We start from the raw sequence: 12335 nt of genomic DNA, 5'->3' as shown, positions 1-12335 counted from the left end.
AGCGCACCGACCAGGAGACGGAGTAGGTGATCCCTTTCAGTCCCAGTGGTCACCGCGATAGCGTGAGCCAACCTGAGCTCGTGGATGGTCCACGGCAGGGTGGGGGGAACTATGACGATCATCGTCGACGACAAGAACTTCGTGCGAGCCGAGACCGACCGGATGTTCGCCGGCCTGCAGGCTGCTGCGGGCGGGGTGAACCGCTGGAACCACTACCGTCAGCCCACACCGATCGACAAGCAGACGATCATCCGCATGAACCGCGACACCCTCTACAGCCTCGCGGTCGTCGACGCCTCGAAGGGCGTAAGCCTCACCGTGCCGGAGTCGGGCGATCGCTACCTGTCGGTCATGGTCATCGACGAGGACCACTACATCAAGCGGATCTTCCACGAGCCCGGCACCTACACCCTGACAGCCGAGGAGATCGGCACACCGTACGCCGCCCTCGGGGCCCGCGTGCTGCTCGACGAGACCGACCCCGACGACCTCGCCCGCGTGCACGCGATCCAAGACAGCTTCGCCGTCGACGCCGGCTCGAGCGAACCGTTCACGATGCCCGACTACGACGAGGCGTCGTTCACGGCGACCCGCGAGGCGGTGCTCGACGAGCTGCGCCGCGTGGGACTCGAAGGCGGTACCCACGGCATGTTCGGCGACAAGGACGAGGTCGATGCAACCCAACACCGCCTCGGGACGGCGGCCGGCTGGGGCGGCCTCCCCGAGACCGAGGCGTTCTACGTCGCTGAGGAGCCGCACCTGCCCGTCGGGACGTACCAGCTCACGGCCAATGACGTACCGGTGGACGCCTTCTGGTCGATCAGCCTCTACAACGCGGCAGGTTTCTTCGAACAGAACGCGTTGGGCGCCTACAGCGTGAACAACATCAACGGCGTGAAGAACGAGGATGGGTCGGTCACAGTGCGCTTCGGCGGCGACGGAAGCCTGCCGAACACCCTCCCGCTCATGGAGGGCTGGAACTATCTGGTGCGAATGTACCGGCCGCATCCCGAGATCCTCGACGGCACCTGGACATTCCCTCAGATCGAACCGGCCTCCTGATCGCGACGGTCGACGCGTTGAGGGTGCCCTCAACGCGTCGACCGTGAGCGACCTGTGTCGAGAATCGGTCAAGAGACTTCATCATCAGCGTTTCGGCTGACCTTTCGGGTGACCAGCTCTGAAAGGGGTTGGCCGATGAATCTCGCCGACATCGAACGGCTCGTGACGAAGGCACAGATCCTCTCCATCGTCGACGCGATGTCCCGCAAGCTGGCCCTCTGGTTCGGGTCGGTCTCTGCGGGCAAGACAGTCGCCTCCCTCTTCGCGTTCCTCCTCGCGTTAGCGGTGGCACCCCGCACCGGCCTCATCATCGTCGTCGGCACCAGCGCCCGGCGCGTGACACGATGCAGGCATGGGGCCGCACATCGAGTTCGAGACGGATGTCTTCTCAAAGCACGGGTTGACCCTGCTGGTCGACGGCACGGCCCAATCGCATGTCGACGCTGCCGACCCCACGCATCTGTTCTTCGAGTACACGCGTCGCATCGGGCACGTCATCGATGCGACGGGCATGCCCGGATCGCCCGCTCGGGTGCTGCACCTCGGCGGCGGCGCCCTCACCCTCGCGCGGTATGTCGCAGCGACCCGCCCGGGTGCCGCGCAGGTCGTGGTCGAGCTCGATCACGAGGTGCTCGAGACCGTGCTCCAGCGGTTGCCCCTGCCGACCGGCGCGCAGATCGAGATCATCGTCGACGACGCGGCATCCGTCATCGGAGCCCTCGACGGCGGATTCGACCTCGTCGTCGTCGACCTCTACTCGCACCTGCAGGCACCGGCGTTCGTCGACACCGTCGACTTCATGAGCGGATGCCTCGAGCTGCTGGCACCCGGCGGGATGCTCGCCGTCAACGTGGCCGACGCCGCGGGACTCGGCCGGCTCCGCCGCCAGGCCCGTGCGATCGCACGGGCCGCGCCCGCGGCAGCGCTCCTCGTCGCGGGCGATCCGACCGTGCTCTCGGGCGCTGAGGAGGGCAACGCCGTGCTCGTCGCCGCGCCCGACGGGCTGCCGCAGGGCCTCCGCGAACGCCTGCTCGCCCACGGGCCGCATCCCGCCGAGGTCCTCGACGGCGACCGGCTCGACTTCGTGCTCTGGGGCGCCTGCTGATCGGAGCCGCCGCACCGGCGAGCGCGGCGCGAGCGAGCCCGCGCGGTAGCGTGGCATCCGTGTCTGAGCTCGAACGCCGTCTCGCCGTCAGCGGCCACCTCGCCCGGCTCGAGGAGTCGCGCCAGTCCCCGGGCTCGTGGACCCTCTACGTCGACGGCACCCCGCAGTCGCACGTCGAACTCGACCGCCCCGACTGGCTCGGCTTCGAGTACGTGCGGCGCATCGGGCATGCGGTCGACCTCGTGCGACCCGAGGGGCAGCCGATCACGGCGGTGCACCTCGGCGGCGGAGCGCTTACGCTCCCCCGCTACGTGGCGGCGACCCGGCCGGGTTCCCGGCAGCAGGTGGTCGAGCTCGAGTCCGACCTCGTGGAGTTCGTGCGCGAGCACCTGCCACTGCCCCGCGGTGCGCAGGTGCGGGTGCGGCACGGCGACGCCCGTGAGGTGCTCGCGAAGCTGCCGGCCGGTCTCGACGGCGCCGTCGACATCGCGATCGTCGACATCTTTTCCGGCGCACGCACTCCCGCGCATGTGACGAGCGCCGAGTTCTACGGCCTCGTCTCGCCGAGGCTCTCTCCTGGCGGCATCGTCGCCGTCAACGTCGCCGACGGCGCGGGCCTCGCGTTCGCCCGATCGCAGGCCGCGACCCTCGCCCACGTCTTCGAGCACCTCGCGATCGCCGCCGACACGTCGATGCTGAAGGGGCGCCGCTTCGGCAACGTCGTGATGTACGCCTCGCACGACGAGCTGCCCTTCGCGGGCCTACCCCGCCGCCTCGCGAGCGACCCGTCGCCGGCGAAGCTCGTCGACGGCGAGGAGCTCCGCCGGTTCATCGCCGGAGCGCCAGTCGTGACCGATGCCACGGCGGTGCCGTCGCCGCCGCCCGCGCGCTCGGTGTTCCTCTCGAAGCCCTGATGCGCGCGCACCCGCCGCTCAGTCGCGGAAGGTGGCTGCGTCGATGACGAAGCGGTACCGCACGTCGGATGCGAGCACGCGCTCGTAGGCGGTGTTGATCTCCGATGCCGGGATCACCTCGATCTCGGCGCCGAGGCCGTGCTCCGCGCAGAAGTCGAGCATCTCCTGCGTTTCGCGGATGCCGCCGATGTTGGAGCCGGCCAGGGTCTTGTTGCCACCGATGAGCGACATCACGCCGACCTCGAGCGGCTCTCCGGGCGCGCCGACGCACACCATCGCCGCGCCGGCGTCGAGGAGCGACAGGTACGCGTCGAGGTCGATCACGGCGCTGACCGTGTTGAGGATGACGTCGAACGAGCCGCGGAGTTCGGTGAACGTCGCCGGGTCGGAGGTCGCGCGGTAGTGGTCGGCGCCGAGGCGCAGCCCGTCATCCTTCTTACCCAGTGTCTGGGACAGCACCGTCACCTCCGCACCGAGTGCGTGCGCGAACTGCACGCCCATGTGCCCGAGGCCGCCGAGCCCGACGACCGCGACGCGCGTGCCGGGGCCGACCTTCCAACGGCGCAGCGGTGAGTAGGTGGTGATGCCGGCGCACAGCAGGGGTGCTGCGACATCGAGGGCGAGGGCGTCGGGGATGCGCACCACGAACGACTCGGTCACCACGACCTGCTCGGAGTAGCCGCCCTGGGTGACGGTGCCGTCGCGGTCGGCGCTGCCATATGTGAAGACCGGACCCTTCACGCAGAACTGCTCGTCGCCGCGCAGGCAGTTGCGGCACTGCCCGCACGAGTTCACCATGCAGCCCACGCCGACCCGGTCGCCCACGGCGTGCCTCGTCACCGCTTCGCCGGTCTCGGCGACGGTGCCGGTGATCTCATGACCGGGGGCGAGGGGGTAGTGCTGCGACCCCCAGTCGCCGCGGACGGTATGGATGTCGGAGTGGCAGATGCCGGCGTACGCGATGTCGATGCGCACATCGTGCGGTCCGAGTGCGCGGCGCTCGATCCGGGTGCGCTCGAGCGGGGCTGCCTCGCTCGGCGCTGCGTAGGCGTAGGTGGTGACGGCCGTCATCTCGATCTCCTCGGTGCTGGGTCGCGCGTTCGACGCCTCCACGACGCTACACGCGCCGTCGACGAAGGGGCTCACGCGTGCCGGAACCGCACCTCCTGGCCGGGGCGGAGCTGCGCGACCGCATCGAGCGAGGCCGGCGCGACGATCGCGATGACGGGATAGCCGCCGGTGACCGGGCGGTCGGCGAGCAGGATCGTCGGCCGGCCGTCGCCCGCGACCTGGATCGAGCCCGGCACGGTGGCCTCGCTCGCGAGCTCGCCGGCCACCCGCCGCTCGAGCGCCGGGCCGACGAGCCGGGCGCCGACCCGGTCGGCCTGCTCCGAGAAGCGCCACGTCGCGTCGAAGAGCGCGGTCCGCGCGGCATCCGTGAACCAATCGGTTCGCGGCCCGGGCAGCAGCGAGAGCGTCACCGCGCCGGTGGGCGGCGGGAAGGCGGCCTCGCGATCGAGCAGGGGGACGGATGCCGCGGGCGCCGCGCCGATCTCGAGCACGCGCCCCGTCGCCAGTGGTGCCGGGCCGATCGCCGAGAGCGTGTCGCGCGACCGTGAGCCGAGCTCCGCCGGCTCGTCGACGCCGCCGCGCACCGCGAGCAGGTACCGCGCTCCGCGTTCGGCCGGGCCGATCTCGAGCACCGCCCCCGCGACCGCGCGACCGGCGGTGTACGGCGCGAGCGGCCGGCCGGCGAGGGTCACGCGGCCCCACGCACCCGTGACGGCGACCCAGGTCTCCTCATCGAATCGGGCATGGAACCCGCCCATCAGGATCTCGAGCCCCGCGGCGCCGTCGGGATTGCCGACGAGCCGGTTCGCGAGGGCGAGGGCCGCCCGATCGAGCGCGCCCGACCTCGCGACCCCGAGGTGCGCGAGCCCGGGCCTGCCCAGGTCTTCGACCAGCGCGAGCGCGCCCGGCGCCTCGACCGTCAGGCGACTCATGACCGACCGGAATCTTCCACGAATGCGAGCGCACCCGGCGCCTCGACCGTCAGGTGACTCATGACCGACCGGAATCCCTGAAGCGAACGCGACGCCCCGGCGCGAAGAGCGCCGGCGACGCCGCGGCGGGATCCCAGAGCGGCGCATCCGTGCGACCGATGAGCCGCCAGCCGCCCGGACTCTGACGCGGGTAGACCCCGGCGAAGGCCCCGGCGAGCGCGACGGCCCCCGAGGGCACTCGGGGGCGCGGTGCATCGAGCCGCGGCACCTCGAACGGCCAGTCGTCGCTCACGAGGTAGCCGAACCCCGGCGCGAAGCCGATGAACGCGACCCGCCATTCCACGGCCTGATGCCGGGCGACGAGCGCCTCGGTGGAGACGCCGAGGAGTGCGGCAGCGCTCGCCAGGTCGTCGCCGTCGTACACGACGTCGACGGTCACCTCCTCGGCGACGTGGCCCGACCTGCGGGCCGCGGCCTCGGCCGGGATGCGCCGCACCCAGGTCGCGGCCGACTCGAGCGGCAGTCGGTCCGGGTCGACGGCGACGAGGATCGTGCGCGCCGCTGGCACGAGCTCGACGAGACCGGCCGGCGGCTCGGCCGCGAGCGCATCGTGCAGTGCCAGCACCTCGTCGAGACTGTCGCACTCCACGAGCAGGGCGGCGTCGCCGCTCGGCAGCAGGCGGCGGCTCACGCGAACGCCTCGATCTCGAACCCGGCCCGCTCGAGCGCGATGCGCACCGCCCGTGCGATCGCGACGGCGCCGGGAGTGTCGCCGTGCAGGCACAACGAGTCGGCGCCCAGCTCGACCCGACTGCCGTCGTCGGCGGTGATGCCGCCGGTCTCGGCGATCTCGAGGGCCCGATCGGATGCCGCGGCGGGATCGTCGACCACGGCGCCCGGCTCCCCTCGGGGCACGAGGGAGCCGTCGGCGACGTAGCCCCGGTCGACGAATGCCTCGCGGGCGTAGCGGAGGCCCGCGGCATCCGCCGCCCTGGCGATCGCGCCCGACGGCTGCCCGAGCACGGTGAGCGCTGGATCGAAGGCGGCGACTGCCTCGACGAAGGCGTGGGCGGCCGATTCGTCCGCCGCGAGCCGGTGATAGAGCGCGCCGTGCGCCTTGACGTAGCGCACCCGGGTGCCGGCTGCGCGGGCGACGCCGTCGAGTGCGCCGAGCTGGGCGAGGAGTTCGGCGGCGACCTCCGCCGGACTCGTGTCGAGGTCGCGCCGACCGAAGCCGGCGAGATCGCGATAGCCGGGGTGCGCGCCGAGTGCGACGCCGTGGTGCGCCGCGAGGCGAGCGCTCGCGAGCATCGTCACCGGGTCGCCCGCGTGGAACCCGCAGGCGACGTTGGCGCTCGACACGAGGGCGAACATCGCCGCGTCGTCGCCGAGTCGCCACGACCCGAAGGACTCTCCGAGGTCGCTGTTCAGGTCGACGCTGTTCGCATCGTTCACGGCGGGCATGCTCCCATTCTGGCGCGCACTCGGGGCACACTGGGGTGAGGAGGACGGGATGGCGCGCACTCGGGTTCGACTCGGCGACGAGGTCGACGCCGGCATCGGCGCGCCTCGGCGACGACGGCGACCCGTCGGGCGCGCGGCATCCGCTGCCGGCCTGCTGATCTCGGTTTCGCTCGTCGTGCTCGCGGCGTGCACCCCTTCTCCCCCGCTGCCGACCCCGACGCCCCTGCCGAGCTCGGCGCCGCCGTCGACGGCGCCGCCCGCGACTCCCGTGCCCCCGCCGCCCGTGCTGACGCCGTCGGGCGCCCCCGAGCCGATCGCCGCCGAGCTCGACGCGCCGTGGTCGATCCTCGTGCTGCCGAACGGCGGCGTGCTCGTCAGCGAACGCGATCGCGGCGACATCGTCGAGGTGCTGCCCGACGGTTCGCATCGGGTGGCGGGCACCGTGCCCGGCGTCGCGGCCGGCGGCGAGGGCGGGCTGCTCGGCATCGCGTTCCTGCCGGGCGACGGCGAGCGCCCCGATCGGGTCTACGCGTACCACACGGCCGATTCCGACAACCGGGTCGTGCGGATGCCCCTCACCGGCACCCCCGGCTCGCTCTCGCTCGGCGGCCCCGAACCCGTGCTCACCGGCATCCCCCGCGGCGGGGCGAACCACAACGGCGGCCGCATCGCCTTCGGACCCGACGGCCTGCTCTACGTCACGAGCGGGGACGCGGGCAACCGGGATGCCGCGCAGGACCCGGGTTCGCTGTCGGGGAAGATCCTGCGGGTGACGCCCGACGGTGCCGCCGCGCCGGGCAATCCGTTCGGCAACGCTGTGTGGTCGCTCGGGCACCGCAACCCGCAGGGCATCGCCTGGGATGCGAACGGAGGGCTCTGGGCCGCCGAGTTCGGGCAGAACACCTGGGACGAGCTGAACCGCATCTCGCGCGGCGCGAACTACGGCTGGCCCGTCGTCGAGGGAGTGGCCGGCGACCCTCGATTCGTCGACCCCGTGATGCAGTGGTCGACGTCGGAGGCGAGCCCGAGCGGGCTCGCGGTGATCGGCGACACGCTCTTCCTCGCGGCCCTGCGCGGGGAGCGCGTCTGGACGATCGCGCCAGCGACCACCGGCGGTGCGCTCGAGTCGGCGTCCTGGTTCGCGGGCGACCTCGGCCGCATCCGCGACGTCGCAGCCGCCCCCGACGGAACCCTGTGGCTCATCACGAACAACACCGATGGACGCGGCTCCCCGAGTGCGGGCGACGACCGGCTCTACCGGGTGCCGCTCGCGCCTGCGGGCTGACCGCAGCGCCCGCGGATCCGCCACCCGATCGGGGGTCGCCGGTTCCTCCCCCCATGACACCCGTCGGGGCTATTCTCAGTTCCATGGCGGATCTCGAGCGGGTGAGACGGTGGGCCGAAGCCCTCATCGTGCTCCATCTCGACGCCGCCACGTGGAGCTTCGAGTTCGACAACGCGAAGAAGCGCGCCGGCCTCTGCAACTACACCGAGAAGCGCATCTCGGTGTCGCGCTACCTCGCCGCCCGCTACGACGACGACGAGATCCACCAGATCCTGCTGCACGAGGTGGCCCACGCGCTCGCCGGCCCGCGAGCCGGGCACGGGCCGAAATGGGCGTCGGTCGCCGCCGACCTCGGCTACGTCGGCCGGCGCACGCACGACGGCGAGGTCGCGCACGAGCTTGCACCGTGGATCGGGCGATGCCCGGCCGGCCACGAGCACTTCCGATACCGCGAGCCGCAGCGCCAGCTGAGCTGCGGCCTGTGCCGACGCGGATTCGACCGGGCCAACCTCATCGTGTGGCGTCGACGCGAGATCACCGCGGCCGTGCGCCGCCGGGCAGCGAGCGCCGCGAGCGGCTGAAGATATGCCGGGGCACGCATGCACGCCGTGCGCTCCGTCACATCGTCGGAAGCCCCCGCCGGCACCGGCTAGATTGGTGGCGTGCCCGTCTCAACCGTCTCGATACCCGTCGGGCAGTGGTTCACCACCGCCGAGGGCGTTCGCTGGTGGTTCGATTCGGGTTCGTTCGCGCTCGATTTCGCCTACACCGGCCAGCTCGGCGGACTCCGCACCGACGAGCAGCTGCATGCGCCCGACGATCTCACGCACTGGCTCCACGAGCGCTTCCCCGTCGCTGTCGGCGCGGCGCGCTCGCGCGACCTCTTCGACGCGATCGCATTGCGCGACGCGATCAGCCGCATGGCGGTCGCCGTGAGCGACGACGAGCCGGTGCGCCCGGCCGACATCGACCTCGTGAACCTCTACGCGGCGACGCCCGACGTGCCTCCCACCCTCGCGGGCGGCACCCGTCAGGCGGGGCGATCGGTGCAGACCGTGGCGCAGGCGCTCTCGACGATCGCACGCGACGCCGTCGACCTCTTCTCGCCCGACAACACCGAGCGCGTGCGCTGCTGCTCGGGCGCCGACTGCGACGTCGTCTACCTCGACACGTCGCGGGCCGCGAGCCGTCGCTGGTGCTCCATGCAGCGCTGCGGCAACCGCGCGAAGGTGCGCGCGCACCGGGCTCGCAAGGCGGAGCGCGCGGCGGCCTGAAGCCTCAGTCGACGGATGCCCCGGCTCCGGCTCTGAGCACCCGCGCCGTGTCGTTCGCATCGAGCGTCGCGGCATCGTGCAGCTCGCCGATGCTCATGCCCGCTGCCACCGCACCACGACCGGGCGCCGACGCCGACGTCAGGTGACGCACAGCCCGGCGGAGTCCGCCGAACGCCGAAGCGGCGACCGCCGCCTCGGGCGAGGTGTCATCGATGCCGAGCGCCGCGAGGGCGTCGATCACCGCACCGGCGCCGAGCAGGTCGTCGGCCGAGAAGCCCGATTCGGCATCGCCGGCGGCCACGACGGCGATGAACGCCCGCTCCCCGAGACGCTCCTGCTCGGCGAGGATCCATCGTGCGGTCGCCGATGCGTCGACGAGACCCGACTCGAGCACGGCCGCCCGGTGAGGCGCCAGGCCGACGACCGTCGCGTGCGGCAACGACCCGGTACCGGGCAGCACGTCGACCCAGACGAGGAGGTGCACTCCCGGGGCGATGCGCTCGGCACCGCGCCGCCCCCAGTCGAATCGCACCTGGTACTTGGATTGCGCAGCGGGATCGGGGCTCGGCTCGTTCACCCGCACAGGCTATCCGGTGGGCACGTCGCCCCACGTCGACGAGCCGACGCCACGTCAGTAGCCGCGGTAGAGCGCGAGCGCCTCGGCGTCGCTGGCGCGCGACGTCGCCCGCCGTGCCGCGTCGAGCGCGGCGACCGGGTCGGCCTCCTGGTGGGCGATCACGAGTTGGCGCTCGGCCTCGGCCAGTCGGGTGCGCGCGTCGGCGCCCACGGGGTGACCGCCGCGCTCGATCGCCGCCCGCGCCACGCGCAGCTGGCTCTCGGCGATCGCGATGGCCCCGCCGAGTGCGCCGCGGGCGCCGTCGAGCCGGCCCTGCGCGTTGCGAGCGGCGGCGCGGGCCACCTCGAGGCGGTCGCGGCACGCGCGCAGCCGATCGCGGTCGGTGAACGGGTCTCCGGCGAGCGCGGCGCGATCCGCCATCGCGGCCGATCCCGTGCCGATCGCCGCGCCGAGTGCCTCGGCGGCGTCGGCGTCCTCCTGGGCGTCGCGCTGCCGCCTCGCCGCCACGAGCTCGCGGTCGAGCGCGGCGGCCTCCTCCGAGGCATCCGCCTGCGCCTTCGCGAGCGCCAGCTCGAGCGCATCGATCTCGTCGAGGTCGCGGCCCGCTCGTGCGAGCCCGTCGGCGGCCGCGCCGAGCAGGTGGGCAGCGGGCTCCGAGCCGGCGAGGTTCGCCTCGGCCTCGTCGAGCGAGGCCGTGACGGCGGCGAGCGCGGCATCGACGCGGGTCTCTGCGCCACGCGCCGTGGCGAGCGCCGATTCCGCGAAGCGGGTGGCGAGGCGGCCGAGCATGGCCTCGGCCTCGACGCGACGTCGGGCGAGCCGGTCGGCCTGCGCGCGCAGGGCCGGCAGTTCGGCCTGCGCGCCCCGTTCGGTGCGGCGGCGGCCGGCGATCGCGGATTCGGCGTCGTCGAGCGCACCGATCGCCGAGGTGCAGAGTCCCTCGATGCGCGCGGTCCAGTTGCGCCGCTCGGCCGAGGTGTCCGCCTCGGCATCGTCGAGGCGCTGCTGCAGGATGAACGCCTCGCGCATCCACGCGCGCGCCGAGTCGATCGCCCCTCGCAATGCGCCCGACGCGTCGGCGCCGAACTGCGCCTCGGCGAACGCGAGCTCGCGTTCGGCGTCGCGCACGGCGTTGTCGGCCTGCACGATGAGCCCCTTCGCCCGCACCTCCGCCGCTGCGCCTGCGGCGAGCGCGGAACGTTCGCGACGGGCGCCGCCTCGTCGCAGCGCCACGACTCCGCCGATGAGCGCCGCCGTCGCAGCAGCGAAGACGAGGAGGGAGGGCAACCACCAGAGTCCGTCGGGCATGTGCCGGAGTCTAGGCGTTCGGGGTTCCGGGCATGCCGAGTACCCGCTTCGAATCCGGCGCGGCGCTTGGCTGCGGCATCCGGCAGCACTACTTTCGGTTCATGCGGGTGCTCCTGAAACTCACGCTCGACTGCACACCGGATGCCGCGTGGCGGGCGCTGCGGAGTCCGGCGGTGCTGCGCGAGGTGGTCGCGCCGTGGCTCGACTTCGAGTCGCTCGAGCCCGGCGGCCTGCCGACGACGTGGCCGGACGGGCAGCACCGGCTGCGGGTGCTCGCCTTCCGCCGGTTCCCGGCCGGTCAGGAGCGCGTCGACCTGACGAGCCCGGGCGGCCTGCCCGACGGGGTGCGCATGCTGCGCGACGGAGGCGGGGCCGAGACCGGCGTGTTCTCCGCCTTCGACGCCTGGGACCACCGCATGGCCGTCTCGGCACTGCCCGACGGGCGCACCCTCTATCGCGACCAACTGCTCGCGAGGGCCGGGGCGCTCGACGCGCTCGCCTGGTACCCGACGTGGGCGTTCTGGCAGTGGCGCGGCATGCGGTTGCGACAGCTCGCCCCGACGTGGCGCTTCGACCCGCCCGGCACGGCCGATGCCGAGGCGACGCAGAAGGCCGGGAGCGCCGGCGAGACGGAGGCGGCATCGTGACCGACTCGATCGCCGCGCTCCAGCTCGCCGACTGGCGCCGGCGCGTCTTCGGCCTCTACTCGGGGGTGCGCCAGCTCAGCGTGCACTCCCCCGCGGCCGGCCACGAACTCTGGAAGTCGGCACGCGACGAGCTCTTCGCGGGGCACCCGCAGTCGCCGCTGCTGCCCGACGACCGCGCCCGCTTCACGGGGCTCACCGTCGCCCGGTACGACCCCGACTGGCGCTTCGAGCTCGAGGTGCGCCGGCCCGACGAGCCGATGCGGCTCGTCATCGACAGCGCGAGCGACGGGGCGATCCCGTTCTCGCTCGTCGGCGAGGTGCGCGTGCCCTACCTCGGCTCGCTCGACGTGTGGCGCCTCACGGGCTACGGCGGCGGACTCTTCGTGCCCGTCAAGGACACGCTCGCGGGCGTCCCCGGTGGCACCTACGGCGGCGGGCGCTACCTGCTCGACACCGTGAAGGGCGCCGATCTCGGGCCCGGTGCCGACCCCGACTCCCTCGTCCTCGACTTCAACTTCGCCTACAACCCCTCGTGCGCCTACGACCCCTCGTGGTCGTGCCCGCTGGCCCAGCCGGGCAACACGCTGCGGCACGAGGTGCCGGTCGGCGAACGGATGCCGCGGTGACCTGAACGCCCCGAGAACGCGACGTCTCCCGCACCCGTCACGAGGACGTCTCCGACCGCTCAGGGCATGC

14 protein-coding genes are annotated in these 12335 nt (G+C 72.8%); 8 read left to right on the top strand and 6 right to left on the bottom strand.

Translation table 11 applies throughout. The features are described from left to right. Positions 1 to 111: 111 nt before the first annotated feature. The 3 genes from JOE59_RS01290 to JOE59_RS01280 all read left to right on the top strand — a co-directional run bounded on the left by JOE59_RS01290 (position 112) and on the right by JOE59_RS01280 (position 3081). Positions 112 to 1062: a DUF1214 domain-containing protein gene (locus tag JOE59_RS01290; RefSeq protein ID WP_204458619.1), complete on the top strand. Its 951-nt coding sequence runs from the start codon at positions 112 to 114 to the stop codon at positions 1060 to 1062. A 352-nt stretch (positions 1063 to 1414) separates the two neighbouring features. Then, positions 1415 to 2167, top strand: a complete 753-nt coding sequence (locus JOE59_RS01285) for a spermidine synthase (RefSeq protein WP_204458618.1) — start codon at positions 1415 to 1417, stop codon at positions 2165 to 2167. Between the two features lie 59 nt (positions 2168 to 2226). Next, positions 2227 to 3081 (top strand): spermidine synthase, encoded by an 855-nt coding sequence (locus JOE59_RS01280; protein WP_204458617.1) that lies wholly within the window; start codon positions 2227 to 2229, stop codon positions 3079 to 3081. Positions 3082 to 3099: 18 nt separating this feature from the next. Here the strand turns inward: JOE59_RS01280 and JOE59_RS01275 are convergent, their stop codons facing one another. The 4 genes from JOE59_RS01275 to JOE59_RS01260 all read right to left on the bottom strand — a co-directional run bounded on the left by JOE59_RS01275 (position 3100) and on the right by JOE59_RS01260 (position 6548). After that, positions 3100 to 4152 carry an NAD(P)-dependent alcohol dehydrogenase gene (locus tag JOE59_RS01275; protein ID WP_204458616.1) on the bottom strand — a complete coding sequence of 351 codons (1053 nt, stop codon included), beginning with the start codon at positions 4150 to 4152 and terminating at the stop codon, positions 3100 to 3102. 71 nt (positions 4153 to 4223) lie between these two features. Continuing rightward, the gene (locus JOE59_RS01270; RefSeq protein WP_204458615.1) at positions 4224 to 5084 is read right to left on the bottom strand and encodes a 5-oxoprolinase subunit C family protein; all 861 of its coding nucleotides are present in this window, start codon (positions 5082 to 5084) and stop codon (positions 4224 to 4226) included. A gap of 58 nt (positions 5085 to 5142) precedes the next feature. Continuing rightward, positions 5143 to 5775, bottom strand: a complete 633-nt coding sequence (locus JOE59_RS01265; RefSeq protein ID WP_204458614.1) for a 5-oxoprolinase subunit B family protein — start codon at positions 5773 to 5775, stop codon at positions 5143 to 5145. Then, on the bottom strand, positions 5772 to 6548 hold the full coding sequence (locus JOE59_RS01260) for a LamB/YcsF family protein (protein ID WP_204458613.1): 777 nt from the start codon (positions 6546 to 6548) through the stop codon (positions 5772 to 5774). Before JOE59_RS01260 ends, JOE59_RS01265 begins: the two co-directional genes overlap by 4 nt. A gap of 49 nt (positions 6549 to 6597) precedes the next feature. Between JOE59_RS01260 and JOE59_RS01255 the strand changes: the two genes are divergently transcribed. From JOE59_RS01255 to JOE59_RS01245, 3 genes are all read left to right on the top strand, one after another. After that, the gene (locus JOE59_RS01255; protein WP_204458612.1) at positions 6598 to 7833 is read left to right on the top strand and encodes a PQQ-dependent sugar dehydrogenase; all 1236 of its coding nucleotides are present in this window, start codon (positions 6598 to 6600) and stop codon (positions 7831 to 7833) included. 83 nt (positions 7834 to 7916) lie between these two features. Continuing rightward, positions 7917 to 8414 carry a SprT-like domain-containing protein gene (locus JOE59_RS01250; RefSeq protein WP_204458611.1) on the top strand — a complete coding sequence of 166 codons (498 nt, stop codon included), beginning with the start codon at positions 7917 to 7919 and terminating at the stop codon, positions 8412 to 8414. A gap of 81 nt (positions 8415 to 8495) precedes the next feature. After that, positions 8496 to 9107, top strand: coding sequence for a CGNR zinc finger domain-containing protein (locus tag JOE59_RS01245; protein WP_307836902.1), 612 nt, complete (start codon positions 8496 to 8498; stop codon positions 9105 to 9107). 4 nt (positions 9108 to 9111) lie between these two features. Here JOE59_RS01245 and JOE59_RS01240 read toward each other — a convergent pair whose 3' ends face one another. Both JOE59_RS01240 and JOE59_RS01235 read right to left on the bottom strand, forming a co-directional pair. Next, complete coding sequence (locus JOE59_RS01240; protein WP_204458610.1) at positions 9112 to 9684, bottom strand: hypothetical protein; 573 nt, start codon at positions 9682 to 9684, stop codon at positions 9112 to 9114. Positions 9685 to 9738: 54 nt separating this feature from the next. Continuing rightward, complete coding sequence (locus tag JOE59_RS01235; RefSeq protein WP_204458609.1) at positions 9739 to 10992, bottom strand: hypothetical protein; 1254 nt, start codon at positions 10990 to 10992, stop codon at positions 9739 to 9741. 101 nt (positions 10993 to 11093) lie between these two features. Here JOE59_RS01235 and JOE59_RS19035 point away from each other — a divergent pair, with 101 nt between their 5' ends. Together JOE59_RS19035 and JOE59_RS18610 are read left to right on the top strand one after the other, a co-directional pair. After that, on the top strand, positions 11094 to 11639 hold the full coding sequence (locus JOE59_RS19035; protein WP_307836901.1) for a hypothetical protein: 546 nt from the start codon (positions 11094 to 11096) through the stop codon (positions 11637 to 11639). Continuing rightward, positions 11636 to 12265, top strand: a complete 630-nt coding sequence (locus tag JOE59_RS18610) for a DUF1684 domain-containing protein (RefSeq protein ID WP_307836900.1) — start codon at positions 11636 to 11638, stop codon at positions 12263 to 12265. The genes JOE59_RS19035 and JOE59_RS18610 overlap by 4 nt, the downstream gene beginning before the upstream one ends. Positions 12266 to 12335 lie beyond the last annotated feature (70 nt).

Source organism: Agromyces cerinus (assembly GCF_016907835.1).
Lineage (GTDB): Bacteria > Actinomycetota > Actinomycetes > Actinomycetales > Microbacteriaceae > Agromyces > Agromyces nitratus.
This window is presented reverse-complemented; position numbering and strand designations above follow the sequence as displayed.

Coding starts and splice junctions, on each gene's coding strand:
- JOE59_RS19035 (WP_307836901.1), top strand. CDS start 11,094: ATGCGGGTGCTCCTGAAACTCACGCTCGACTGCACACCGGATGCCGCG.
- JOE59_RS01270 (WP_204458615.1), bottom strand. CDS start 5,084: ATGAGTCGCCTGACGGTCGAGGCGCCGGGCGCGCTCGCGCTGGTCGAA.
- JOE59_RS01250 (WP_204458611.1), top strand. CDS start 7,917: ATGGCGGATCTCGAGCGGGTGAGACGGTGGGCCGAAGCCCTCATCGTG.
- JOE59_RS01260 (WP_204458613.1), bottom strand. CDS start 6,548: ATGCCCGCCGTGAACGATGCGAACAGCGTCGACCTGAACAGCGACCTC.
- JOE59_RS01290 (WP_204458619.1), top strand. CDS start 112: ATGACGATCATCGTCGACGACAAGAACTTCGTGCGAGCCGAGACCGAC.
- JOE59_RS01285 (WP_204458618.1), top strand. CDS start 1,415: ATGGGGCCGCACATCGAGTTCGAGACGGATGTCTTCTCAAAGCACGGG.
- JOE59_RS01235 (WP_204458609.1), bottom strand. CDS start 10,992: ATGCCCGACGGACTCTGGTGGTTGCCCTCCCTCCTCGTCTTCGCTGCT.
- JOE59_RS01275 (WP_204458616.1), bottom strand. CDS start 4,152: ATGACGGCCGTCACCACCTACGCCTACGCAGCGCCGAGCGAGGCAGCC.
- JOE59_RS01255 (WP_204458612.1), top strand. CDS start 6,598: ATGGCGCGCACTCGGGTTCGACTCGGCGACGAGGTCGACGCCGGCATC.